General features: G+C 72.4%; 27 protein-coding genes. 21 read left to right on the plus strand and 6 right to left on the minus strand.

The features are described 5' to 3' along the window. Positions 1-105: 105 nt before the first annotated feature. Positions 106-915: an enoyl-CoA hydratase-related protein gene (locus ACIA3K_RS24995; RefSeq protein ID WP_396804125.1), complete on the minus strand. Its 810-nt coding sequence runs from the start codon at positions 913-915 to the stop codon at positions 106-108. Between the two features lie 19 nt (positions 916-934). Here ACIA3K_RS24995 and hemW point away from each other — a divergent pair, with 19 nt between their 5' ends. Further along, positions 935-2158 (plus strand): radical SAM family heme chaperone HemW, encoded by a 1224-nt coding sequence (gene hemW / locus ACIA3K_RS25000; protein WP_396804196.1) that lies wholly within the window; start codon positions 935-937, stop codon positions 2156-2158. 62 nt (positions 2159-2220) lie between these two features. Here hemW and ACIA3K_RS25005 read toward each other — a convergent pair whose 3' ends face one another. Further along, entirely contained in the window at positions 2221-2862 is a 642-nt protein-coding gene (locus tag ACIA3K_RS25005) for a DUF4870 domain-containing protein (protein ID WP_396804126.1), read from the minus strand. A gap of 188 nt (positions 2863-3050) precedes the next feature. Here ACIA3K_RS25005 and hrcA point away from each other — a divergent pair, with 188 nt between their 5' ends. The 3 genes from hrcA to ACIA3K_RS25020 all read left to right on the plus strand — a co-directional run bounded on the left by hrcA (position 3051) and on the right by ACIA3K_RS25020 (position 6031). Further along, positions 3051-4073: a heat-inducible transcriptional repressor HrcA gene (gene hrcA, locus ACIA3K_RS25010; RefSeq protein WP_355053206.1), complete on the plus strand. Its 1023-nt coding sequence runs from the start codon at positions 3051-3053 to the stop codon at positions 4071-4073. A gap of 73 nt (positions 4074-4146) precedes the next feature. Beyond that, positions 4147-5295: a molecular chaperone DnaJ gene (dnaJ, locus tag ACIA3K_RS25015; RefSeq protein ID WP_355053230.1), complete on the plus strand. Its 1149-nt coding sequence runs from the start codon at positions 4147-4149 to the stop codon at positions 5293-5295. Position 5296: 1 nt separating this feature from the next. Next, complete coding sequence (locus ACIA3K_RS25020; protein WP_396804127.1) at positions 5297-6031, plus strand: 16S rRNA (uracil(1498)-N(3))-methyltransferase; 735 nt, start codon at positions 5297-5299, stop codon at positions 6029-6031. Positions 6032-6143: 112 nt separating this feature from the next. On the opposite strand, the gene ACIA3K_RS25025 is transcribed toward ACIA3K_RS25020, so the two are convergent. Further along, positions 6144-6905, minus strand: coding sequence for an SDR family NAD(P)-dependent oxidoreductase (locus tag ACIA3K_RS25025; RefSeq protein ID WP_396804128.1), 762 nt, complete (start codon positions 6903-6905; stop codon positions 6144-6146). A gap of 47 nt (positions 6906-6952) precedes the next feature. On the opposite strand from ACIA3K_RS25025, the gene ACIA3K_RS25030 reads away from it, so the two are divergent. The 11 genes from ACIA3K_RS25030 to ACIA3K_RS25080 all read left to right on the plus strand — a co-directional run bounded on the left by ACIA3K_RS25030 (position 6953) and on the right by ACIA3K_RS25080 (position 15979). Continuing rightward, on the plus strand, positions 6953-7312 hold the full coding sequence (locus ACIA3K_RS25030) for a histidine triad nucleotide-binding protein (RefSeq protein ID WP_396804129.1): 360 nt from the start codon (positions 6953-6955) through the stop codon (positions 7310-7312). A gap of 98 nt (positions 7313-7410) precedes the next feature. Then, positions 7411-8415, plus strand: a complete 1005-nt coding sequence (locus ACIA3K_RS25035; RefSeq protein ID WP_396804130.1) for an NAD(P)H-dependent flavin oxidoreductase — start codon at positions 7411-7413, stop codon at positions 8413-8415. Next, a complete protein-coding gene (locus ACIA3K_RS25040; RefSeq protein WP_396804197.1) occupies positions 8415-9092 on the plus strand; it encodes an HAD-IA family hydrolase in 678 nt (225 codons plus the stop codon). The genes ACIA3K_RS25035 and ACIA3K_RS25040 overlap by 1 nt, the downstream gene beginning before the upstream one ends. Beyond that, complete coding sequence (locus ACIA3K_RS25045; protein WP_396804131.1) at positions 9089-9967, plus strand: PhzF family phenazine biosynthesis protein; 879 nt, start codon at positions 9089-9091, stop codon at positions 9965-9967. Before ACIA3K_RS25040 ends, ACIA3K_RS25045 begins: the two co-directional genes overlap by 4 nt. A gap of 122 nt (positions 9968-10089) precedes the next feature. Further along, positions 10090-10407 (plus strand): winged helix-turn-helix transcriptional regulator, encoded by a 318-nt coding sequence (locus tag ACIA3K_RS25050; RefSeq protein WP_396804132.1) that lies wholly within the window; start codon positions 10090-10092, stop codon positions 10405-10407. Between the two features lie 149 nt (positions 10408-10556). Beyond that, entirely contained in the window at positions 10557-11615 is a 1059-nt protein-coding gene (locus tag ACIA3K_RS25055; RefSeq protein WP_396804133.1) for a PhoH family protein, read from the plus strand. 15 nt (positions 11616-11630) lie between these two features. Next, positions 11631-12104, plus strand: a complete 474-nt coding sequence (ybeY, locus tag ACIA3K_RS25060; protein ID WP_396804134.1) for an rRNA maturation RNase YbeY — start codon at positions 11631-11633, stop codon at positions 12102-12104. Further along, positions 12080-13504, plus strand: coding sequence for a hemolysin family protein (locus ACIA3K_RS25065; RefSeq protein WP_396804198.1), 1425 nt, complete (start codon positions 12080-12082; stop codon positions 13502-13504). Before ybeY ends, ACIA3K_RS25065 begins: the two co-directional genes overlap by 25 nt. After that, positions 13497-13883 (plus strand): cytidine deaminase, encoded by a 387-nt coding sequence (locus ACIA3K_RS25070; RefSeq protein WP_396804135.1) that lies wholly within the window; start codon positions 13497-13499, stop codon positions 13881-13883. The genes ACIA3K_RS25065 and ACIA3K_RS25070 overlap by 8 nt, the downstream gene beginning before the upstream one ends. A gap of 5 nt (positions 13884-13888) precedes the next feature. After that, on the plus strand, positions 13889-14785 hold the full coding sequence (era, locus tag ACIA3K_RS25075; RefSeq protein ID WP_396804199.1) for a GTPase Era: 897 nt from the start codon (positions 13889-13891) through the stop codon (positions 14783-14785). Positions 14786-14860: 75 nt separating this feature from the next. Continuing rightward, complete coding sequence (locus ACIA3K_RS25080) at positions 14861-15979, plus strand: acyltransferase (protein WP_396804136.1); 1119 nt, start codon at positions 14861-14863, stop codon at positions 15977-15979. On the opposite strand, the gene ACIA3K_RS25085 is transcribed toward ACIA3K_RS25080, so the two are convergent. Further along, positions 15966-16772: a DUF4097 family beta strand repeat-containing protein gene (locus tag ACIA3K_RS25085; RefSeq protein ID WP_396804137.1), complete on the minus strand. Its 807-nt coding sequence runs from the start codon at positions 16770-16772 to the stop codon at positions 15966-15968. The genes ACIA3K_RS25080 and ACIA3K_RS25085 overlap by 14 nt on opposite strands. Before the next feature lie 102 nt (positions 16773-16874). Between ACIA3K_RS25085 and recO the strand changes: the two genes are divergently transcribed. The 5 genes from recO to ACIA3K_RS25110 all read left to right on the plus strand — a co-directional run bounded on the left by recO (position 16875) and on the right by ACIA3K_RS25110 (position 20147). After that, entirely contained in the window at positions 16875-17792 is a 918-nt protein-coding gene (gene recO, locus ACIA3K_RS25090; protein WP_396804138.1) for a DNA repair protein RecO, read from the plus strand. Beyond that, positions 17789-18601 carry an isoprenyl transferase gene (locus tag ACIA3K_RS25095; protein WP_357133255.1) on the plus strand — a complete coding sequence of 271 codons (813 nt, stop codon included), beginning with the start codon at positions 17789-17791 and terminating at the stop codon, positions 18599-18601. The genes recO and ACIA3K_RS25095 overlap by 4 nt, the downstream gene beginning before the upstream one ends. Positions 18602-18669: 68 nt before the next feature. After that, on the plus strand, positions 18670-18855 hold the full coding sequence (locus tag ACIA3K_RS25100; RefSeq protein ID WP_357133257.1) for a hypothetical protein: 186 nt from the start codon (positions 18670-18672) through the stop codon (positions 18853-18855). A 300-nt stretch (positions 18856-19155) separates the two neighbouring features. Further along, positions 19156-19389: a thioredoxin reductase gene (locus tag ACIA3K_RS25105; RefSeq protein WP_396804139.1), complete on the plus strand. Its 234-nt coding sequence runs from the start codon at positions 19156-19158 to the stop codon at positions 19387-19389. Further along, the gene (locus tag ACIA3K_RS25110; protein WP_396804140.1) at positions 19386-20147 is read left to right on the plus strand and encodes a pirin family protein; all 762 of its coding nucleotides are present in this window, start codon (positions 19386-19388) and stop codon (positions 20145-20147) included. Before ACIA3K_RS25105 ends, ACIA3K_RS25110 begins: the two co-directional genes overlap by 4 nt. A 104-nt stretch (positions 20148-20251) precedes the next feature. Here ACIA3K_RS25110 and gndA read toward each other — a convergent pair whose 3' ends face one another. Both gndA and ACIA3K_RS25120 read right to left on the minus strand, forming a co-directional pair. Continuing rightward, positions 20252-21694, minus strand: a complete 1443-nt coding sequence (gndA, locus tag ACIA3K_RS25115) for an NADP-dependent phosphogluconate dehydrogenase (RefSeq protein ID WP_396804141.1) — start codon at positions 21692-21694, stop codon at positions 20252-20254. Between the two features lie 134 nt (positions 21695-21828). Further along, positions 21829-22125, minus strand: a complete 297-nt coding sequence (locus ACIA3K_RS25120; RefSeq protein ID WP_357133265.1) for an MTH1187 family thiamine-binding protein — start codon at positions 22123-22125, stop codon at positions 21829-21831. A 293-nt stretch (positions 22126-22418) separates the two neighbouring features. On the opposite strand from ACIA3K_RS25120, the gene ACIA3K_RS25125 reads away from it, so the two are divergent. After that, entirely contained in the window at positions 22419-22856 is a 438-nt protein-coding gene (locus ACIA3K_RS25125; protein ID WP_396804142.1) for a hypothetical protein, read from the plus strand. Positions 22857-22890: the final 34 nt, after the last annotated feature.

Below are 22890 nucleotides of genomic sequence, written 5' to 3' on the forward strand. Positions count from 1 at the left end.
CAACACTCGGAGCCCTCGGGTGTTGCCTCTGTTGAAGCAGAGCAAAGGACGTGCGGAGGGCATGGGCGCCCCGCCGCTCACCGCAGCCGGCCGACGTCCCCGGCCCTACCCGGCCTGGTCACCGCGTTCGGCGTCCAGAACGGCCACCCATCGCGGTGACCTCTTCTCCCGGAACGCCATGACCCCCTCGCGCCCCTCGTCCGAGAGGAAGTAGCCCGTCGAGAGGGCGGACAGTCGGGCCAGGTCGCCCCGCAGCTCGGCGGTGCCCGGCCGGCGCAGCAGATCCTTCGCGCCGGCCAGCGCGCCGGGCGCGCCGCGGACCAGGGAGTCGCAGTAGCCCCGCACGACGTCGTCGAGCTCCTGGGCCGGCACCGAGGCCGTCACCAGGCCGACCTCGACGGCCCGCCGCCCGTCGAAGGTGTTCCCGGTCAGGTACAGCTCGGCGGCGGCGCGCGGGTGCAGCCGGGGCAGCACGGTCGCCGAGATCACCGCCGGGATCACCCCGATGCGGACCTCGGTGAACGCGAACGTCGCCTCGTCGGCGCAGACCGCCAGATCGGCGGCGGCGATCAGGCCCAGCCCGCCGGCCCGCGCGGGCCCGGCGACCCGGGCCAGGATCGGCTTCGGGCACTCCCAGAGCGCCGCCAGCACGTCGCCCAGCATGCCGGCGGGCACGGTTCCGCTGGCGTACGCCGCGGCAGTCTCCTTCAGGTCCGCGCCGGAGCAGAAGACCGGGCCGCTGTGGTCGAGCACGATCACGCGGACCGCGTCGTCGGCCACCGCGTCCGTCAGCCCCGCCAGCAACTGGGTCATCAGGGCGGTGGAGAGCGCGTTGCGGTTGTGCGGGCTGTCCAGGGTGAGGGTGGTCACCCCACGGGCCGTGGCGACCCGCACGAGCACGTCGGGAGAGGTCATGCCGGGCACACTAGTGGCCATGCCCGGCGTCCTTCCAGATGGTGAGACCGTCCCCGTCGACGGATCGTTGCCCGCCACCGCCACCACGGCGGTCGGCGCGCGCGGCTTCGGCGTGTACGTCCACGTCCCGTTCTGCGCCAGTCGCTGCGGCTACTGCGACTTCAACACGTACACGGCCGCCGAGCTGGGTGGGGGCGCGAGCCGCGAGGCGTACGCCGACACCGTGCTGGCCGAGTTGGCGCTCGCCGCCCGGGTGCTCGGCGACAGCCCGCCACCCCGCGTCGACACCGTCTTCGTCGGCGGCGGCACGCCGACCCTGCTCCCCGCCGACGACCTGGCCCGCATCCTCGAGGGCATCGACCGCACCTGGGGGCTCGCCGCCGACGCCGAGGTGACCACCGAGGCGAATCCGGAGTCGGTCACGCCGGAGTCGTTGACGCTGCTGCGCACGGCCGGCTACACCCGGATCTCGCTGGGCATGCAGTCCGCGTCGCCCGGTGTGCTGGCGATCCTCGACCGCAAGCACAGCGCCGGCCGGGCCACCGCCGCCGCCCGCGAGGCGCGCGAGGCCGGGTTCGACCACGTCAACCTGGACCTGATCTACGGCACGCCGGGGGAACGGGCCGAGGACTTTGCCGCCACCTTGGCGCAGGTCGTGGCCGCCGGGGTCGACCACGTCAGCGCGTACGCCCTCATCGTGGAGGACGGCACCCGGCTCGCCGCGCGGATGAAGCGCGGCGAGTTGCCGTACCCCAGTGACGACGTGGCGGCGGACCGCTACCTGGCCGCGGAGGCCGCCCTCGACGCGGCCGGCCTCTCCTGGTACGAGGTGTCCAACTGGGCGCGCACCGACGAGGCCCGGTGCCGGCACAACCTGCTCTACTGGACCGGCGCCGACTGGTGGGGCCTCGGCCCGGGCGCGCACAGCCACGTCGGCGGGGTGCGCTGGTGGAACGTGAAGCACCCCACCACGTACGCCCAGCGGCTGGCGGCCGGCGCGTCACCCGGCCTGGCCCGCGAGGTGCTGACCACGGACGAGGCGCACATGGAGGACGTGATGCTCCGGCTGCGGCTCGCCAGCGGACTGCCGCTGGGGGTGCTCGACGACGCCGGTCGGGCCGGTGCCGCGCGGGCCCTCGCCGACGGTCTGCTGGACGCCGAGGGGTACGCCGCCGGACGGACGGTCCTCACCCTGCGCGGCCGGCTGCTCGCCGACGCGGTCGTGCGGGACCTGCTGCCCTGAGCCGGACGCCCGCCCGGCCGGCGGCGGTGTGCCGGACCGGCCGGGGGAGCGGCCGGCCCGGATCACTTGATGAAGTTGGCGGAGAGCGGGTAGCGGTAGAGCTGCCCCTCGTTGGCCTTGATGCCGGCGAGGATGCCGCACACGGCGCCGAGCACGACGGCCGCCACGACGCCGATGAAGCCGATGACGATGCAGGACAGCACCCAGCCGACCAGGCCGACGATCGACCAGATGAGCTGGAAGTTGAGCGCCGACACGGCGTGCGCCCGGACGGTCGGGGACTGGCTGCCCCGGGCGAGCAACGCCACCAGCGGGGCGATCCAGCCGAGCACGCCAGCGCTGATGATCATCCCGGCGGCGCCGCCGAAGTGGGCGACGAGCGCCCAGGTCTTGTCCTCGTTGTTGGCGTAACCGCCGCCGGGGTTGCCGTATGCGCCGCCGGTCGGATACCCGCCAGTCGTGCCACCCGGCGGTGGGTAATTACCTGGTGGGGGGTAACCGCCCGGCGGAGGGTAGCCGCCCGACGGCGGTTGGTCACCGGTGGGCGGCGGATAGCCACCGGCTGGGGGATAGCCGCCCGGGCCGGGCGCCCCGGACAGTGGTGCGGTGGGCGGCTCGGCCGACGACGGCGAGCCGGGCGGGTTCGGCTCCGGCGGGTAGTTGCCGGGGTCTCCCGCGCCGGGAGGGCGAGGTGGTTCAGTCATGGTTGTCACGGTAGGTGCCCTTGGCAACGTCGCACCAGTGCGACACCGAGCGCGCCGGACCGGGACAACCTTGATCATCGCGTCGGCGGGCACGCCGACGTAGACTGGCACTCGTTACAGTCGAGTGCCAGGACGGTCCGTCGGCCCCGGATGGGCCGGCGGCCGACGTGCGACAGGAGGTGCGGAGGATGGGTCTGGACGACCGGAAACTCGCCGTGCTCCGCGCCATCGTCGAGGACTACGTCTCGACCCAGGAGCCGGTCGGCAGCAAGGCGCTGGTCGAGCGGCACCAGCTCGGGGTCTCCCCGGCGACGGTCCGCAACGACATGGCCGTGCTGGAGGAGGAGGGCTACATCCGGCAGCCGCACACCAGCGCCGGCCGGGTGCCCACCGACCGTGGCTACCGGCTCTTCGTCGACCGGCTGTCCCGGGTCAAGCCGCTCAGTCCGGCCGAACGCCGGGCCATCGAGCGCTTCCTCGTCGGGGCCGTCGACCTCGACGACGTGGTCCACCGCACCGTACGGCTGCTCGCCCAGTTGACCCGCCAGGTGGCCGTGGTGCAGTACCCGAGCCTCGCCCGCTCCTCGGTACGCCACCTGGAGCTGGTGCCGATCTCCACCACCCGGCTGATGCTCGTGATGATCGCGGACACCGGCCGAGTGGAGCAGCGGCTGGTGGAGCTGCCCGGGCCGGTGCCCGCCGACGACGTCACCGACCTGCGTCGCCTGGTCAACGAGAAGCTCGCCGGCGAGCGCATGTCCGACACGCCGCCGCTGGTGCAGGCGCTGGTGGAGGAGGCGCCGGTCCAGCTGCGCCCGGCCATGACCACGCTCTCCACCGTCCTGCTGGAGACGCTCGTCGAGCGGCACGAGGAACGCATCGCCCTGGCCGGCACCGCCAACCTGACCCGGGGCGGTCTGCTCGACTTCCAGGGTTCGCTGCGGCCCATCCTGGAGGCGTTGGAGGAGGAGGTCGTGCTCCTCAAGCTCATCGGCGAGACCGAGCCCAGCACGACCCGGGTGCTGATCGGCGACGAGAACGAGTTCGACAACCTGCGTGCCGCCTCGGTGGTCAGCACCGGGTACGGCCCGGGGGCCACCATCGTGGGCGGCCTGGGAGTGCTGGGGCCGACCCGGATGGACTACCCCGGCAATATCGCCATGGTGCGCGCCGTGGCACGCTACGTGGGCGAGCTGCTGGCCCAGAACTGACCAGTCAGGGCCGACGGCCGGCTGCGGCCGCCGGTCGGCGCAACGCGAGACGAACATGAGGACACGGAACGCAGTGGCCAGGGACTACTACGGCATCCTCGGTGTCAGCCGGGAAGCCTCCGATGACGAGATCAAGCGCGCCTACCGCAAGCTGGCGCGCCAGTTCCACCCGGACGTCAATCCGGACCCGGAGGCCCAGGAGAAGTTCAAGGACATCAACGCCGCGTACGAGGTCCTCTCGGACGACCGGAAGCGGCAGATCGTCGACCTGGGTGGCGACCCGCTCGCCCCCGGCGGCGGGGGCGCGGGCGGCCCGGGTGGTCCGGGGGGAGCCGGCCCGTTCGTCGGTTTCCAGGACATCATGGACGCGTTCTTCGGTGGCGCCGCGGGCGGCGCCGGCCGTGGGCCGCGTCCACGGACCCGACCGGGCGCGGACGCGATCCTGCGCCTCGAACTGGACCTGCACGAGACGGCGTTCGGCGTCGAAGCCCCGATCACCGTCGACACCGCCGTGCTCTGCACCACCTGCTCGGGCGCCGGCACCGCGGCCGGTACCCACCTGGCCACCTGCGAGGCGTGCGCCGGCCGGGGCGAGGTGCAGTCGGTGCAGCGCACCTTCCTCGGCCAGGTGGTCTCGGCCCGGCCGTGCACCGTCTGCCAGGGCTACGGCACCACCATCCCGCACCCCTGCCCGACCTGCGCCGGCGACGGCCGGGTACGCACCCGTCGCTCGCTCACGGTCAAGATCCCGGCCGGCGTCGAGGACGGCATGCGGATCCGGCTGGCCCAGCAGGGTGAGGTGGGACCGGGCGGCGGCACCGCCGGCGACCTCTACGTGGAGATCCACGAACGTCCGCACGACGTCTACTCCCGCAAGGGTGACGACCTGCACTGCCGCGTCACCGTGCCGATGACCGCCGCCGCGCTGGGCACCCGGCTCACCATCAAGACGCTGGACAGCGAGGAGACCGTCGACGTCAAGGCCGGCACCCAGCCGGCCAGCACGTTGCGACTGCGCGCCCGGGGCGTACCGCACCTGCGCGGCACCGGCCGGGGCGACCTCTACGTGCACCTGGACGTCCGCACGCCCACCAAGCTCGACCCCGACCAGGAGAAGATGCTGCGCGACTTCGCCAAGACCCGGGGCGAGGAGGTCGCCGAGCTGACCAAGCAGGGCGGCTTCTTCTCCCGGATGCGCGACGCGTTCAACGGGCACGCCTGAGGTGTCGGCGCCGCTGTTCCTGGTGGACGCGCTGCCCATCGGTGACGCGCTGACCCTGGACGGCCCGGAGGGGCACCACGCCGCCACCGTGCAGCGGCTGCGCGTCGGCGAGGAGTTGCTGCTCGCCGACGGTCGGGGCGGCACGGCCGCCGCCGTGGTCACCGCCGTCGGCCGGGGCAGCCTGGAGGTCGCTGTCACCTCCCGGGGGTACGCGGACGCGCCCGTACCCCGGATCGTCACCGTGCAGGGCATCGCCAAGGGTGACCGGGGCGAGCTGGCCGTGCAGGCGATGACCGAGGTCGGGGTGGACGAGATCGTGCCCTGGGCGGCGTCGCGCTCGGTGGCCCAGTGGCGGGGCGACCGGGGCGTACGCGCACGCGAGAAGTGGGTCGCCACCGCCCGCGAGGCGGCCAAACAGGCCCGCCGGCCCTGGCTGCCCGTCGTGGCCGGCGCGCCGGACGAGTCCACCGCCACGGTCGCCCGCCGGATCGCCGGCGCCGCCGCCGGGTTCGTCCTGCACGAGGAGGCCGACGAGCCGTTGACCCGCGTCGACCTGCCGTCGGGCGGGGAGATCGTCCTGGTGGTCGGCCCGGAGGGCGGCATCGACCGGGCCGAACTGACGGCCTTCCGTGAGGCCGGTGGCCGGCCGGTACGCCTCGGGCCGGAGGTGCTGCGTACCTCCACGGCCGGCGTGGCCGCGCTCAGCGTGCTCGCCACCCGCCTCGGCCGCTGGTAGTTCCACCTTCCGCCGCGGCGGGCCTCCATGCCCGCCCGCTCGCCGTGTTCGGCCCCGGAGGTCGGCGGCCCGGAGGCCGTGCTCGGCTCCGAGCTGCGCCGGGAGCGGGCGGTCAGCTGCGCAGGTACGAAGCGCCGTTCAGGTCGACGATCGTGCCGGAGGCCCACTCGGCCTCGGGCGAGGCCAGCCAGTGCACCGCGGCCGCGATCTCCTCCGGGCGGGCCACCCGGTCGAACGGGCTCTGCGCCCGGATCGCCGCGCCCCGCTCGCCGCGCAGGTGCTCGGTCGTCATGTCGGTCGCCACGAAACCCGGCGCCACCGTGGCGACCGTGATGCCGTACGGCGCGAGCGCCACGGCGAGGGACTGACCGAGGGCGTTCAGCCCCGCCTTGCTGGCGCCGTACGCCGGCTGCTCCGGCTCGCCCCGGAACGCGCCCCGGGAGGACACGTTGACGATCCGGCCACCCCGCTCGCGCAGGTGCTGGGCGGCGCACCAGATCACGTTCCCCGCACCGGTCAGGTTGGTCTCCAGCACCTGCCGCCAGCGAGCCTGCCACTCCTCGTACGAGGTGCCGAAGATCGGGTGCGGGACGTTTCGGTCGCCGTACGTGCCGGCGTTGTTGACCAGCACGTCCAGGCCACCGAGTTGCTCGGCGGCCCGGTCGACCATGGTGCGGACCGCGTCCGGGTCGGTGAGGTCGGCGCGGACCACCACGTGCCCCGACCCGGGCAGCCCGGCGCGTAGTGCCTCGGCCGCCTCGGCGGAGTCGCGGTGGTGGATCGCCACCCGGTCCCCACTGGCGGCGAACGCCTCCACCACCGCCCGGCCGATGCCGCGCGAGGACCCCGTCACCAGAACCGCCCGATCCGTCATGCCGGCCATCCTGCCTGAGCCGCACCTCTCGTCCTTACACTGCCCCGATGGGATCCGACTGCCTGTTCTGCCGCATCGTCGCCGGGGAGATCCCGGCCACCGTGGTCCGTGAGACCGACACCACGCTCGCCTTCCGCGACATCGACCCGAAGGCCCCGGTACACGTCCTGGTCATTCCGAAGGAGCACTACGCCGACGTGGCCACCCTCGCCGAGGGTGACCCGGCGCTGGCCGGGGCCGTGCTGGCCTCGGCCGCCGCGGTGGCCGAGGACGAGGGGCTGCTCGGCGACGGGTTCCGGCTGATGTTCAACACCGGGGCGTACGGCGGGCAGGAGGTGTTCCACGCGCACGCCCACCTGCTCGGCGGCGCGCCACTCGGTCCGATGCTCGCCCGAGATCTGACGTGACGGCCGGCCTGACGCTCTGCCCGGGCTGTTGACGCTTCGATATCCGACACAGTAACGTCCGCGCCGAGCGATTCGATTTCCGAAGCAACGGAGGGATCGTGAGGGGTCTGCGCACCGCCCTGTGCGAACGGCTGGGCATCGGGCTGCCGATCATCCAGGCGCCGGTGGGTTCGGCTGCCGGGCCGGACCTGGCCGCAGCCGTATCCGAGGCCGGCGGCCTCGGCATGTTGGCGTTGACCTGGCAGAGCCCCGAGCAGGCACGCCGCACCATCCGGCGAACTCGGGAGCTCACCACGAGGCCGTTCGGCGCGAACCTGGTACTTGATTTTCCGGTGGACGACCTGCTGACGGTCTGCCTGGAAGAGGGAGTGCCGATCATTTCCACCTTCTGGGGAGACCCGTCGTCGGTGAATGCCCGGATCCGCGAGGCGGCCGCGCTGCATCTGCACACGGTCGGCGAGGTCGCCGAAGCGGTCCACGCGGTCGCTGACGGCGTGGACGCCGTCGTGGCACAGGGCTGGGAGGCCGGCGGTCATGTCCGCGGCAGCACGTCCACAATGGCTCTGGTGCCCGCCGTCGTCGACGCGGTCGGCCCCGTACCCGTGGTTGCCGCAGGTGGGATCGCGGACGGCCGGGGGGTCGCGGCGGCGCTGGCGCTCGGCGCCCGGGGCGTCATGCTGGGCACCCGTTTCCTGGCTGCCGCTGAGGCGGCCACGCATGAGGTGTATCGGCGGCATCTGATCGCCGCCGCCGGCGTGGACGCCGTGTATACCCGGTGCTTCGACGGCGGCTGGCCGCACGCGCCGCACCGGGCGTTGCGCAACGCGACCCTCCGACGATGGGAGGCCGCCGGCTCGCCGCAGGCACCGCATCGGCCCGGCGAGGGCGATGTCGTGGCGGTGGACGCGGCCGAGAGGAGCCACTATCGGTACGGGGATCTGATGCCACTGCCCGACATGACGGGCGACCTGGACGACATGGCGCTGTACGCGGGTCAGTCGGTGCACCTTGTCCACGAGGTCCTCCCCGCCGCCCGGCTGGTCCACGACATCGTCGTACAGGCGGCCACCACGGTCGGCGTTCTGCACGACCTGGCGGCGTGATGGATCAAGGGTCACATCGCCTGCACGACATCGGCGCGGGCGCTGCTGACAAGGCAGTGTTGTTCGACGTCGACGGTGTGCTCGTCGATTCGTACCCTGCCTACCGCCGGATCTGGAGCCGGTGGGCGACGCAACGCAACCTCGACCCTGAGCTGGTCTGGTCACACACCCATGGTCGCCGGCCCGTCGACACCATCGCGGTCGTAGCGCCACAGCTCGATGCGGAAGCCGAATACCTGCTGGTCCGCGACCTCATGGCCGATGAGGGTGACGCCTTTCCCGTGTATCCCGATGCCGCCGAGGTGTTGCGTCTGCTGACGGGCCGGCGGTGGGGCGTCGTCACCTCCGGCCGAGCTCCGACGGTGCTGCACCGTCTGCTCGCAGGCGGTCTACCCGATCCTCCCGTGCTGGTCGACAGCGGCCACGTCCGGCTGGGCAAACCCGATCCAGAGGGCTACCTGCGAGCCGCGCAGTTACTCGACCTCCCAGCGTCCGACTGCTTGGTGATCGAGGACGCCCCCGCAGGCATCGAAGCAGCCCGAGCCGCAGGCATGACAGTGATCGCCGTACGCACCACCCATCCCGACGACGAACTCGCCGGCGCACACCACCGCGTCGACACCCTCGGCGACACCATCCCCCTCATCAGCGACTGGCTGGACGGGGCGCACCCGTGAACGACGTAGTCTGGCCGGAGATTACGGTTGTCGACGCGTGCGTGCGGCGCGACGGTCGGGGCGGCAGCCCCACTGCCGTCACCGACGACGATCCGGCGGCGACGGACCTCGACCGGTGTGCGGTGGCTGCTGCGGCCGGGACCTCGCACGCGGCGTTCGTCGGCCCGGGGCGGACGCGGGACGGCGCCTGGCCGGTCCGGTTCTTCACCGCCACCGGTGAGCTGTCCGGCTGCGGCCACGGCACCGTTGCCGCGCAGGCCGTCCGGTTGACCCGCACCGGGCACGCTGAGCTCACCGATCGCCAACACACCGGCGGACGCACCTTCGACACCGTCGCGATCCGCCGCCCCGGCGGCATCGAGGTGTGGTTCGACCAGGGACTCGTCGCACTGCGTCGCCCGGCACCGAACGAGCGGGCCGCGATCGTCGACGCGCTCGGGCTCAGGGCGGACGATCCGCATCCGGACGACGTGCCACGGATCGCGGCGCCCGGCGCACCGCGCATGCTGGTACCGGTCCGCGACCGGTCGGCGCTGGTCCGAGTCCGTCCGCACCTCGGCAGGCTGGCTACGGCGTGCCGGCGGTACGGGCTCCTCGGCTGTTTCGTGTACGTACCGCCGATGGGCGACCAACCGGGTGCGGCGCGGATGTTCGCGCCGGCCATCGGTGTCGACGAGGACGTCGCCAACGCCAACAGCACCGGCTGCCTCGCCGCCCACCTGCTCGACTCGACCGGGGCACAGACGGTCGCGATCGAGGTGGAGCAGGGTGACACCCTCGGTCGACCGGCCAGCGTGCTCGCTTCGGCCCGACGCGGGCCGGCGGGCATCACGACCCGGGTCGGCGGGTTGGCGGTCGTCCGCGACGGTGACTGAGGCGACGAATCAACGCACTGGACGCTGCTGTATCGGACATCGAGCATCAAGAGGGGCGGAAGGCGATGACGGTACCCGGGCCTGGCCAGCCGGTACGCGGATCGAGTACCGGACGACCCCTCATGGCCGCCCTCGACCTGTTCGGCCGGCGGTGGAACCTGCGCATCGTCTGGGAGTTGCAGCACGGGCCGCTCGGGTTCCGCGCGTTGCAGCAGCGCTGCGACAACATGTCCTCCAGCGTCCTGCGGCAACGGCTGACCGAACTGCTCGACGCCCACCTCGTCGCCCAGCAGCCGGACACGGCCTACCAGCTCACCGACCTGGGGCGCGGCGCCTACCAGGCATTGCGCCCGCTCGTCCGCTGGTCCCACGCGTGGGCCTCGGCCCTGAGCGAGGGCGCGGAAACCGAACCCCGAATCACCGCCCCCGACGCTTCTTAACCGCACGTCGCGAGTTGATCGCGGCCAGCGGAAATGGGCGCGATGCGGCCCGCGTTGACCCGATACGATGGGGGTAACGTCCGCACGCCGTGCCAGCTGGGCCGGCGCCGAGATTGAGAGCAGGTGCGCAGGGCCCCTCGGCCCGAGCTATGACTGGCACCCCACCTCCCGGCCCGCCCCGGGTGCAGACCAGGATCACCGTGCCCGACTCCAAGATCATGGTCAATCTGCTGGGCGCGGGTGACGAGATCCTGCGCCTCGTCGAACGCTCGGTCGCCAGTGACGTGCACGTCCGCGGCAACGAGATCACCATCACCGGCGCTCCCGCCGACAACGCCCTCGCCGAGCGGGTCTTCAGTGAGCTGCTCGAACTCATCGAGAAAGGCGAGACCCTGACCACTGACGCCGTCCGGCGTACCGTCGGCATGCTCGAGCAGGGCAGCGCCGAGCGGCCCGCCGAGGTCCTGACCCTCGACATCCTCTCCCGCCGTGGGCGCACCATCCGCCCGAAGACGCTCGGGCAGAAGCGGTACGTCGACGCGATCGACTCGCACACCATCGTCTTCGGCATCGGCCCGGCCGGTACCGGCAAGACGTACCTGGCCATGGCCAAGGCCGTCCAGGCGCTGCAGGCGAAGCAGGTCAACCGGATCATCCTGACCCGGCCGGCGGTCGAGGCCGGCGAGCGGCTGGGCTTCCTGCCCGGCACGCTCAACGAGAAGATCGACCCGTACCTGCGCCCGCTCTACGACGCCCTGCACGAGATGCTCGACCCGGAGTCGATCCCGAGGCTGATGGCGCAGGGGACGATCGAGGTCGCCCCCCTGGCGTACATGCGGGGCCGTACGCTCTCCGACGCGTTCATCATCCTGGACGAGGCGCAGAACACCACGCCCGAGCAGATGAAGATGTTCCTCACCCGGCTCGGCTTCAACTCCAAGATCGTCGTGACGGGTGACATCACCCAGGTGGACCTTCCCGGCGGGACGAGCAGCGGGCTGCGGGTCGTCCGGGAGATCCTGGGAAACGTCGACGACGTGCACTTCTCCCAGTTGTCCAGCTCCGACGTGGTGCGTCACCGGCTGGTCGGAGAGATCGTCGACGCGTACGCCCGCTGGGACGCCGAACGGGAGAACCAGCAGGCGCAGGGCGTCCATGCCGTACCCGGGCGACCCGCCCAGGGCGGCCGGGCCGGCCGCCGCCGCTAAAGCAGAGGAAAGCAGTTGTCCATCGAGATCGCCAATGAGTCCGGTGTCGACGTCGACACCGACGCCGTGCTCGCCGTCGCCCGGCACGCCCTCGACGAGATGGGGGTAAACCCCCTCGCCGAGCTGTCCGTGCTGCTGGTCGACATCGACTACATGACCGAGCTGAACCACCGCTGGATGGGCGGGGACGGCCCCACCGACGTCCTCGCCTTCCCGATGGACGAGGGAAGCGTCGACCACGGTCCGGGCGAGACCGCCCCGGCCGGCGGCGAACCGGCCCTGCTCGGCGACATCGTGCTCTGCCCCGAGGTGGCGGCCAAGCAGGCCGCAACCGCCGGGCACGCCCCGGCCGACGAGCTGCACCTGCTCACCGTGCACGGGGTGCTGCACCTGCTCGGGTACGACCACGCGGAGCCGGAGGAGGAACGGGAGATGTTCGGCCTCCAGGCGCGACTGCTGGCGAGCTGGCGGTCGACCCGTACCCCGTGATGTCCTCTTCCGTGTTACTGGCGGTCGGCCCCACGGCCGGCCTTCCCGACCTGCAACTGATCGTCTTCGCGGCCGGCCTGGTAGTGCTGGCCGGTGTGATCGCGATGACCGAGGCGGCGCTCGCCGCGGTCTCGCCGGCCCGGGCCGCCGAACTGGCCCGGGACGGCGTGCGCGGCGCCCGTACCCTCCAGGTCGTGGCCGGGGACGTCGTCCGGCACCTCAACCTGCTGCTGTTGTTGCGGCTGCTCGCCGAGCTGACCGCCACCACGCTGGTGGCGCTGGTCGCGGTGGACAGCTTCGGCGCGGGCTGGCGGGCCGCGCTGGTCACCGCGGGCGCGATGACAGTGGTCAGCTTCGTGGTGGTCGGTGTCGCCCCGCGCACCATCGGCCGGCAGCACGCGTACGCCGTGGGCCGGGCGGTCGCGCCGCTGGTCCGCTGGCTGGGTCGCGCGCTCAACCCGCTCGCGTCGCTGCTCATCCTGATCGGCAACGCGGTCACCCCGGGGCGCGGCTTCCGGGAGGGGCCGTTCGCCAGCCAGGTGGAGCTGCGCGAGCTGGTCGACCTGGCCGAGCAGCGTGGCGTCGTGGAGCACGGCGAGCGCCAGATGATCCACTCGGTCTTCGCGCTCGGCGACACCATCGCCCGCGAGGTGATGGTGCCGCGCACCGAGATGGTGTGGATCGAGGAGGGCAAGACCCTGGCCCAGGCGCTGGTGCTCTTCCTGCGCTCGGGTTTCTCCCGCATCCCGGTCATCGGCGAGAGCGTCGACGACGTACTCGGGGTGCTCTATCTCAAGGACCTGATCCGCCGGTCGCGCGGCGGCGACCCGGGCGCCGAGCAGGTGCCGGTGGCCGAGCTGATGCGCCCGGCGACCTTCGTGCCGGAGTCCAAGCCGGTCGACGACCTGCTGTCGGAGATGCAGGCGGCCCGCAACCACCTGGTCATCGTGGTCGACGAGTACGGCGGCACCGGTGGCCTCGTCACCATCGAGGACATCCTGGAGGAGATCGTCGGTGAGATCACCGACGAGTACGATGTCGAACGCCCGCCGGTCGAGCGCCTCGCGGACTCCTCGGTGCGGGTCACGGCCCGCCTGCCGGTGGAGAACCTGGGCGAGCTGTTCGACACCGACCTGCCCACCGACGAGGTGGAGACGGTCGGTGGGCTGCTCGCCCAGTCGCTGGGGCGGGTGCCGATCCCCGGAGCGGAGGTCGAGGTGGCCGGTCTCCGGCTGGTCGCCGAGGGCACCACCGGTCGGCGCAACCGGATCGACACCGTCCTGGTGAGCAGGGTGGAGTCGGGCGACACGCAGGACGCCACCGGGCGCGGCGACCACGCCGGCCCCGGTAGCGACCCGAACCACTACCGAGACGACGAGAGGCAAGCCGCCGATGCCTGAGACACCCGCCGCGCCCACCGCCCGGCCCACCCCCGGCGCGCCGGCGCCGCTGAGCGCCGAGGACGGCAAGCTCGTCGTCCTGGCCCGGGGCGCCCGTGCGCGGGTCGGTGCCGTGGAGGGCGCCGCGGTCCGGGATCAGGACGGTCGGACGTACGCGGCGGCGAGCGTGACGCTGCCCTCGCTGACCCTCACCGCGCTGCAGTTGGCGGTGGCCTCGGCGGTCGCCGCCGGGGCGAGTCGGCTGGAGGCGGCGGCGGTGGTGACCGAGGCGTCGACGCTGGACGGCGCGGGGCACGCGGTGGTGCGTGACCTCGCCCCGGACGCGCCGATCCACGTCGCCGCCCCGGACGGCACGGTCCTCGGCACGGTGACCGAGTGAGCCCGGTGCGCGACCCGGAGGCACGCCCGTACCGGGCCGGGTTCGGCTGTTTCGTCGGCCGCCCCAACGCGGGGAAGTCCACCCTGACCAACGCGATCGTCGGCACCAAGATCGCGATCACGTCCAACAAGCCGCAGACCACCCGGCACGTCATCCGGGCGGTGCTGCACCGCCCGGAGTCGCAGCTGGTCCTGGTGGACACGCCGGGCCTGCACCGACCTCGTACGCTGCTCGGCGAGCGCCTCAACGACCTGGTCCGCTCCACCTGGACCGAGGTCGACGTCATCGGCCTGTGCATCCCGGCGGACGAGCCGGTCGGGCGCGGTGACCGTTTCATCACGGGCGAGCTGGCCGAGCTGAAGGCGACCGTGCTGGCGGTTGTCACCAAGACCGACCTGGTCGACAAGCGTCGGTTGGCCGAGCAGTTGCTCGCGGTCAGCGAGCTGGGGGAGTTCGCCGAGATCGTGCCGGTGAGCGCGGTCTCCGGGCACCAGGTGGACACCCTCGTCGACGTGATGACGAAGTACCTGCCGCCGTCGCCGCAGCTCTACCCCGACGACATGCTGACCGACGACCCGGAGCAGGTGCTGGTCGCGGAGCTGATCCGGGAGGCGGCCCTGGAGGGGGTCCGCGACGAGCTGCCGCACTCCATCGCCGTGGTGGTGGAGGAGATGATCCCCGAGGGTCAGCTCATGAAGATCTACGCCGACGTGTACGTGGAGCGTCCCAGCCAGAAGGCCATCGTGCTCGGCCACCGGGCCAGCCGGCTCAAGGAGGTCGGCACCACCGCCCGTCGGCAGATCGAGGAGCTGCTCGGCTCGCGGGTCTACCTGGACCTGCACGTCCGGGTCGCGAAGGACTGGCAGCGCGACCCGCGGCAGTTGCGCAAGTTGGGTTTCTGAGGCTTCGTTTGGCTCGGGCGTCGGGCCGGGTAGGGGAGAGGGCAACCCCCGCGCCCCCGATCCAGATGCAGGCTGATGCGCAACAGATATCTCGATCTGCTCCGTTTCCTGGCCATCGTCCGAGTCGTCGTCTACCACGTCACCGGGTGGGCGACCCTCACCCTGGTGTTCCCCGCCATGTCGGTGATGTTCGCGCTGGCCGGCTCGCTGATGGCCGCCTCGCTGGCCCGGTCCGGCCCGGCGGCGGTCGGCCGTCGGCTGCGCCGCCTGCTGCCGTCGCTGTGGGTGGTGGCGGTGGTCTTCGTGCCGGCCATGCTGTTCACCGGGTTGCCGCTGTCCCCTCGGGTGCTGCTGTGGTTGTTCCCGATCGCCGACCCGCCGGCCAACAACTGGGGCGCCCTGGCGCTGAGCGTCATCTGGTACCTGCGTGACTACCTCTGGTTCGTGCTCGCCTCACCGGTCGCGTTCTGGCTGTTCCGGCGGGCCCCGCTGCCCACCCTGCTCGCCCCGTACCTGCTGCTGGTGACCATCGAGGTGGGCATCTACCCGGCGCCGCCGGTGGTGCGCGAGTTCGGGCTGTACTTCGGCGCGTGGGTGCTGGGCTTCGCCCACCACGCCGGGATGCTGCGCCGCCTCACCGGCCGGGTGCTGTATCCGCTCGCGCTGGCCCTCGCCGTCGTCGGCGGGGCCTGGATCGTCACGCACCCCGGCCCACGGGGGTACGACCTCAACGACAACCCCCTGGGCAACGCCCTCTGGTCGGCCGCGTTCATCCTGGTCGTCCTGGGCCGGGCGCCGGCCGGGGTGGCCTGGCTGTCGCGCAGCCGGCTGGCCGACCAGGCGGTGACCCTGGTCAACCGGCGGGCGCTCACCATCTACCTCTGGCACATGCCGTTCGTGGTGGCGCTCACCCCGCTCGTCGACGTGGTCGGCTGGTCCCACCAGGACCCGGTGGGGCTGGCGGTACGGGTGCTGCTGGTCTTCGCGTTGGTCGGTCTGGTCACCCTGGCCGTCGGCTGGGTCGAGGACGTCGCCGCCCGCCGCCGTCCGGAACTGGTTCCCGTCGGCTCGCCGGCCGTCTCCGGCAACGGCCGGACAGATCGGCGCGCGGTCGGCGAGACCGTGGGGCGGGCCACCGTGCCGGCGCAGCGGCGGCCCGACGAGGCGGTGACGGTCGAGATCAGCGCTCGCTGATGGTCACGTTGCCGCTGCTGGCCGAGCCGTCGAGCACCAGGGACGCCGCCGGGTCGTCGGCCACGGTGATCCGCGCGTCGCCGGAGTCGGTGCTGGAGCGGACCCGGTAGCTGCCCGCCGGTACGAGCAGGCTGACGTCCCCGCTGGAGGCGTGCGCCCGCGCCGAGTTCGGCGTCTCCAACTCGACGGTCACGTTGCCCGAGCCGGCCTCGGCGTCCGTCGCGCCGGCCACCCGGCGGGCGCTGACGTCGCCGGAGCCGGCCCGCAGCCGTACCGTCGAACCGGCCTCGCTCAGGTCGATGTCGCCCGAGCCGGTCTCCACGTCGAGCGCCCCCGTGACCTCGGTGATCCGCACGTCGCCGGAGCCCAGCCGCAGCTTGACCGCGCCCACCTTGGTCAGCTCGACGTCGCCCGAGCCACTGTCGCCCTGCACGCTCACGCCCGCCGGCACGGTCACCTCGTACGAGACGCTGCACCGGTCACCGCAGTCGGTGTTCAACACCAACTCGCTGTCCTTGATCTCGTACCGCGCCTTGGGTTCGCCGCCCTGGTAGCGGACCACCCGCTTGATCCGCGCCTCGCCCGCCGGGCCGGTGCCTCGGATGATCACGTCCCCGGAGCCGCCGTCCACCCGGATGGTGGTGATCTTCACCGGTTCGGTGTCGTCGTAGTCGAGCCGACGGAACGACAGGTTGTCGCACCCGGCCAGCAGGATGAGGGCGGTGGACAACCCCAACGCGACGGGCGCGGTGGCGCGGCGACGACGGACGGCGGTGCTCTGGTGCGGTGCCATGGCCAGCACGCTACGGGCGGTCCCCGGCCCGGCACATCGGGGTTCATCCTCGCGTCCACCCCGAAGCGACCCTGATTTCACACCCCGAGGGAGAATGGTCCGATGGCCGGGTATCGCCGACAGCTCTACCGCGACGACGCGGTGGTGCTGCGCGTGCAGAAGCTCGGCGAGTCCGACCGGATCATCACCCTGCTGACCCGCCGGCACGGCCGACTGCGGGCGGTAGCCCGGGGGGTCCGGCGCACCATGAGCAAGTTCGGCGCCCGCCTCGAGCCGTTCGGCCACGTCGACCTGCAACTCGCCGGTGACCCCAAGGGCAACCACGGCAGCTCGCTGCATACCGTCAGCCAGGTCGAGGGCATCAACCTGTACGGCAAGCGGTTCCTCGGCGACTACCCCCGCTACACGGCGGCCAGCGCGATCGCCGAGACCGCCGAGCGGCTGACACCCGTCGAACGGGAACCATCGCTGCGGCTGTTCCAGCTCACCGTGGGGGCGTTGAAGGCGCTGTCGCGGGGCGAGCACGACACCACCCTCGTGCTCGACGCGTACCTGCTGCGGGGGATGGCCCTCGCCGGCTGGGCGCCGGCGCTGACCGCCTGTGCCGTCTGCGGCACCCCCGGGCGGCACCGCGCGTTCTCCGTGCCGGCGGGCGGCGCGGTCTGCCCGGACTGCCGACCGCCAGGCGCGGCCCACCCCGCGCCGGCCACCATCGACCTGATGTCCGCGCTGACCACCGGCGACTGGGTGGTCGCCGATGCCACCGACACCGGGGTACGACGGGAGTGCAGCGGCCTGGTGGCGGCGCACCTCCAGTGGCACCTGGAACGCGCGCTACGCTCGCTGCCGCTGGTCGACCGGAGCACCACCCCGGTCGCCGGTACGGTCCCGCCGCCGGGCGGCGGTGGGGCGGGGATGCTCCGCCCGCGCGGTGACGTCGGGTCCGGGGCTGCGATGCTCCGGCCGGGCGGTGACGCCGGTTCCGGAGCGGACGGCACGAGCAAGGAGAGAGCCGAGTGATCCGATCGACGAGGTCCGGTCGGCGCGAGCCGACGCCACCGACGCCCCACCCGTCCGGCGCCCGGCCGCCGGCACTGCCCGCGGGGGCGGTGCCGAAGCACGTGGCCATCGTGATGGACGGCAACGGTCGGTGGGCCAAGGACCGCGGGCTGCCCCGCACCAAGGGGCACGAGGCGGGGGAGCACAGCCTCTTCGACACGATCGAGGGCGCCATCGAGATGGGCATCCCCTACCTGTCGGCGTACGCCTTCTCCACCGAGAACTGGCGGCGCTCGCCCGACGAGGTCCGGTTCCTCATGGGGTTCAACCGGGACGTCATCCGTCGACGCCGCGACCAGCTGGTCGACCTGGGCGTCCGGGTGGTCTGGTCGGGGCGTCCGGGGCGGTTGTGGAAGAGCGTCATCTCCGAGCTGCAGACCGCCGAGGAGATGTCCCGCGACAACTCGACGCTCACCCTGCAGTTCTGCGTCAACTACGGCGGGCACGCCGAGATCGGTGACGCCGCCGCCGCGATCGCCCGGGACGTCGCGGCCGGTCGACTGGACCCGGCGAAGGTCACCGAGAAGACCGTCGCGAAGTACCTCTACCACCCGGAGATCCCGGAGGTGGACCTGTTCCTGCGGCCCTCCGGCGAAGAGCGGATCTCCAACTTCCTGCTCTGGCAGACCGCGTACGCCGAGTTGGTCTTCCTCGACACGCTCTGGCCGGACTTCGACCGCCGCCACCTCTGGTACGCCTGCGAGCTGTACGCCCAGCGGGACCGGCGCTTCGGTGGCGCGCTGCCCAATCCGGTGGCTCCGACGGCCTGAGCGAGGCTTACCCACACGTCACGCTGGGTATCAAGAACGTCAGGAGCCACTGACGGAGGTGAACCCACATGATCCAGAAGCGCATTGCCCAGTGGGCGGTGATGGCCGTCGCGGCGCCACTGGCCGCGGCCGGCGCGCGTCGACTCAGCCACACCCTGGAGGCCCGCCGTGGTCCCTCCGGGGCGACCCGGCTGCTGACGAGGGGCGCGGACCTGATCCGCCCGCAGAAAGCCAAGCGTCGCCGGTTCTGGTAACGCCTCTTACCCACCCACCCGGCGCCGCCCCGCAAACGTGCGAGGCGGCGCCTCGCCATGCGCGTCCCCGCCCCACATCCCGCCGATCTTGCACTTTCGGTGGTGACGAAAGGTGCGGAAGCGGGCTGATCGACCACCATAAGTGCAAGATCGGCGAGGCGTTGGGGTGGGGGCGGGGCGTTGGGGCGGGGTGGGGTGGGGGATTTGAGGGCTTGGGGAGGTGGGGGCCGGTAGGGTCCGAGAGAGGGCGCGAGGGGGCGCGAGAGGGCACTGCGGGCGGGACCTGTCGGGTGGGTGGGGGTGGGTGTGCGGGATCTGCGGTACAAGATGATCATGGCGTTGAACGCGGCCGACCTGGGCGATCCGATCTGCGAGCAGGTCGCCGAGATCTGTGCCGAGATCGCCGAGCAGCACTGCGCCGAGTTCGGTCACACGCCCGCGCTGCGCACCGGTGAGATCGCCGAACTGGCCACCGGAGAGCCGGCCCTGACCTGGGCGCCGTCGATCCCCGACGCCGGGCAGCGTGCCTGGTGACCGCACCCGCCCCGGCGGTCGACGTACGCCGCGCCGACGACCGCTTTGCCACCCGGATCTCCTGGCTGGACTCGAAGCACTCCTTCTCGTTCTCCCGGCACTACGACCCGGCGAACACCCACCACGGGCTGCTGCTGGTCAACAACGACGACGTGGTTCGGCCGGGCGCCGGCTTCGAGACCCACCCGCACCAGGACATGGAGATCGTCACCTGGGTGCTGCGGGGTTCCCTCGTACACCAGGACTCCACCGGCCACTCCGGGGTGATCTATCCGGGCCTGGCGCAGCGGATGAGCGCCGGCACCGGCATCCTGCACTCGGAGAAGAACGACGCCTGGCGCCTGGACAACCAGCAGCCGCACAGCGACCCCGTGCACTTCGTGCAGATGTGGGTGCTCCCCGATGAGCAGGGCGTCGACCCCGGCTACGAACAGTTGGAGATCGAGGACGAGTTGCTGCGCGGCGGCCTGGTGCCGATCGCCTCCGGAATGGACCGCTACGACGGCGCGTCCGCCATCCGGATCCGCAACCGGTACGCGACCCTGCACGCCGCCCGCCTCCGTCCCGGCGATGAGGTCACCATTCCGGACGCGCCGTTCGTGCACGTGTACGTGCCCGACGGCACGGTCACCCTGGAGGACAGCGGTCCACTCGGGACCGGCGATGCGGCGAGGCTCACCATGACCGGCGGTCGACGGGTCACCGCCGACGAGCCGGCGGAGATCCTCGTGTGGGAGATGCACGCCACCGTCGCCTGAGCGCTCGCGATGCCTCGCATGATCACACCCGAACATGGATGTAGTGGCCTCCCCGCAACGGGAGGCCACTACATCATGGTTGGAGCGCGATCATGCCCGCGTCGTCAGGCCGGGGACTCCGTCTTGTCGCCGGCCCAGGTGGTGTGGAACGAGCCCTCGCGGTCCACGCGCTGGTAGGTGTGCGCGCCGAAGTTGTCCCGCAGGCCCTGGATCAGCGCGGCGGGGAGCCGTTCGGCCCGCAGCGCGTCGAAGTACGCGAGCGACGACGAGAACGCCGGCGTCGGCACACCCGCCTGCGTCGCGTCGGCCACCACCCGCCGCCAGCTCGGCACTCCCGCGCTGACCGCCTCGGCGAAGTACGGCGCCACCAGCAGCGTCGGCAGGTCGGGCTGCTCGTCGTACGCCTCGCGGATCCGATTCAGGAAGCGGGCCCGGATGATGCAGCCACCCCGCCAGATGGTCGCCGTACCGCCCAGGTCGATGTCCCAGTTGAACTCGCTGCTGCCGGCCCGGATGTGATCGAAACCCTGGGCGTACGCGACGATCTTGGAAGCGAGCAGCGCCCGGCGGACGTCCTCGACGAACGCGTCCCGGTCGGCCACCTGCCACTTCTCACCGGCGTCCGGGAAGGCCCGGCGGGCCGCCTCGCGCTGGTCGACGTGCCCGGACAGCGAGCGCGCGAACGTCGCCTCGGCGATCCCGGTGATCGGAATGCCCAGGTCCAGGGCGCTCTGCACGGTCCACCGGCCGGTGCCCTTCTGCTCGGCCCGGTCCTGCACGATGTCGACGAACGCCCGGCCGGTCGCCGCGTCGGTGTGCGCCAACACGTCGGCGGTGATCTCGATGAGGAACGACTCCAGCTCGCCGTTGTTCCACTCGCGGAAGATCTCGGCGATCTCCGCCGGGGTCACGTCCAGCCCGGCCCGCAGCAGGTCGTACGCCTCGGCGATGAGCTGCATGTCGGCGTACTCGATGCCGTTGTGCACCATCTTGACGAAGTGCCCGGCGCCGTCCGGCCCGACGTGCGTGCAGCACGGCACACCGTCCACCTGGGCGGCGATCTTCTCGAACATCGGCCCGAGCTTCGCGTACGACTCGGTCGAGCCACCCGGCATGATGCTCGGGCCGAGCAGCGCGCCCTCCTCGCCGCCGGAGACGCCGGTGCCGCTGAAGTGCAGCCCCTGCGCGCGCAGCGACTCCTCGCGCCGGCGGGTGTCGGCGAAGTGGGCGTTGCCACAGTCGACGATGATGTCGCCCTCGTCCAGCAGCGGCACCAACTCGTCGATGACCGCGTCGGTGGGCGCACCGGCCTTGACCATCACGATCACCGCGCGGGGTCGTTCCAGCGACGCCACGAAGTCGGCCATCGACTCACCGGGCACGAAGGTGCCCTCGTCGCCGTGCTCCGCGACGAGGCTGCGGGTGCGTTCCGGGGACCGGTTGTGCACCGCCACGGTGAAGCCGTTGCGGGCCAGGTTGCGGGCCAGGTTCCGGCCCATCACCGCCAGCCCGGTCACGCCGATCTGCGCTGTCGCCTGCTGAGCCATTCGTGCCGCCACCTCTCGCCGTCGAACTGTCCCTGCGACGGTATCGCGGCATCCGGCCTCACGGGCAGGTCGTCCCACGGCGGGTCACCGCCTGGTCGCGGCCCGTCCGTCCGCCGGCCGACCGAGGTACCCGCTCACCCCTGGGCCAGCCGTTCCTCCACGCGCGCCACCTTCGCGGTGAGCGCGTCGGTGACTCCGGGCCGGACGTCGGCCTTGAGGACGACGCTCACCCGGGGCGCCTGCGCGGCCACCACGTCGACGGCCCGCTTGACCACCGCCATCACCTCGTCCCACTCGCCCTCGACGGTGGTGAACATGGCGTCGGTCCGGTTCGGCAGCCCGGACTCGCGGACCACCCGTACCGCCTCTGCCACGAGGTCGCCCACGGAGTCGCCGCCGCCCAGCGGGGTGATCGAGAACGCGATCAGCATCTGCCGATCGTGCCAGTAAATTCGGATGCGCGTCTGCCCAGCCGGCGGTTAGGGTCCCGGCATGCGTAACTGACGCCCCACTTCCGAGCCGGTCCGCCGCCCCGCGTCGCGGTCCGTGCGCTCCCGGGCGTCGCATGTCTCCCTTCCCCGCCGTTCGGCGGCGTCGAGCCTGGCTGATCCCCGGTGAGCAGTCCCTTCCCACCCAACCGTCGCGCCGCGACGGTCACCAGCCGATCCGACCGACCGCCGGAGCGCGGGAACGGCCGGGACGGTCGGCATCGAAGGAGGCCCGGATGCCCGCCAGGCGTAACCCGAGAAAGTCCCGTACCCCGAAGAAGACCCCGCCCGGAAAGATCCCGGCGGTCGACCACGGCCCGGCGGCCGGGGATGGCCCGGCGGCTGGTCGCGGCCTGATCCTGCCGACCCGCCCCGATGCCGCGGTCGAACCGGCGCTGCCGGCGGCCCTGGTCGAGCCCGTGTCGCTGGCGGCGTTGGTCGATCCGGCGGCTACCGTCGAGCCACTTCGGCCCGGAGCTGTCCCGGCCGACGCGACGCCGCCTGTCGATGTGCCGGCGGCTGTCGACGCGCCAGCGGTGGAGGATCTGCGCACGCCGGCCAGCCGACCTTCGGCACCCACGGCCGGGCCGCCCACGGGCGGGGGCAACCGCTCGGCCGGCGGCCGCAGCCAGCCTGCCGGGCAGACTCGCCGCTACGCCTTCCGGCGTAGCTGACCGAGCCGGTGCGCTCACGCGGGCGCACGCTTCG

It is taken from the genome of Micromonospora sp. NPDC051543 (genome assembly GCF_044454415.1).
Classification (GTDB): Bacteria; Actinomycetota; Actinomycetes; order Mycobacteriales; family Micromonosporaceae; genus Micromonospora.

Coding starts and splice junctions, on each gene's coding strand:
- ACIA3K_RS25005 (WP_396804126.1), bottom strand. CDS start 2,862: ATGACTGAACCACCTCGCCCTCCCGGCGCGGGAGACCCCGGCAACTAC.
- hemW (WP_396804196.1), top strand. CDS start 935: ATGCCCGGCGTCCTTCCAGATGGTGAGACCGTCCCCGTCGACGGATCG.
- ACIA3K_RS25025 (WP_396804128.1), bottom strand. CDS start 6,905: ATGACGGATCGGGCGGTTCTGGTGACGGGGTCCTCGCGCGGCATCGGC.
- gndA (WP_396804141.1), bottom strand. CDS start 21,694: ATGGCTCAGCAGGCGACAGCGCAGATCGGCGTGACCGGGCTGGCGGTG.
- ACIA3K_RS25040 (WP_396804197.1), top strand. CDS start 8,415: ATGGATCAAGGGTCACATCGCCTGCACGACATCGGCGCGGGCGCTGCT.
- ACIA3K_RS25125 (WP_396804142.1), top strand. CDS start 22,419: ATGCCCGCCAGGCGTAACCCGAGAAAGTCCCGTACCCCGAAGAAGACC.
- ACIA3K_RS25030 (WP_396804129.1), top strand. CDS start 6,953: ATGGGATCCGACTGCCTGTTCTGCCGCATCGTCGCCGGGGAGATCCCG.
- ACIA3K_RS25050 (WP_396804132.1), top strand. CDS start 10,090: ATGGCCGCCCTCGACCTGTTCGGCCGGCGGTGGAACCTGCGCATCGTC.
- ACIA3K_RS25100 (WP_357133257.1), top strand. CDS start 18,670: ATGATCCAGAAGCGCATTGCCCAGTGGGCGGTGATGGCCGTCGCGGCG.
- ACIA3K_RS25085 (WP_396804137.1), bottom strand. CDS start 16,772: ATGGCACCGCACCAGAGCACCGCCGTCCGTCGTCGCCGCGCCACCGCG.
- ACIA3K_RS25055 (WP_396804133.1), top strand. CDS start 10,557: ATGACTGGCACCCCACCTCCCGGCCCGCCCCGGGTGCAGACCAGGATC.
- ACIA3K_RS25070 (WP_396804135.1), top strand. CDS start 13,497: ATGCCTGAGACACCCGCCGCGCCCACCGCCCGGCCCACCCCCGGCGCG.
- ACIA3K_RS24995 (WP_396804125.1), bottom strand. CDS start 915: ATGACCTCTCCCGACGTGCTCGTGCGGGTCGCCACGGCCCGTGGGGTG.
- ACIA3K_RS25120 (WP_357133265.1), bottom strand. CDS start 22,125: ATGCTGATCGCGTTCTCGATCACCCCGCTGGGCGGCGGCGACTCCGTG.
- recO (WP_396804138.1), top strand. CDS start 16,875: ATGGCCGGGTATCGCCGACAGCTCTACCGCGACGACGCGGTGGTGCTG.
- ACIA3K_RS25080 (WP_396804136.1), top strand. CDS start 14,861: ATGCGCAACAGATATCTCGATCTGCTCCGTTTCCTGGCCATCGTCCGA.
- hrcA (WP_355053206.1), top strand. CDS start 3,051: ATGGGTCTGGACGACCGGAAACTCGCCGTGCTCCGCGCCATCGTCGAG.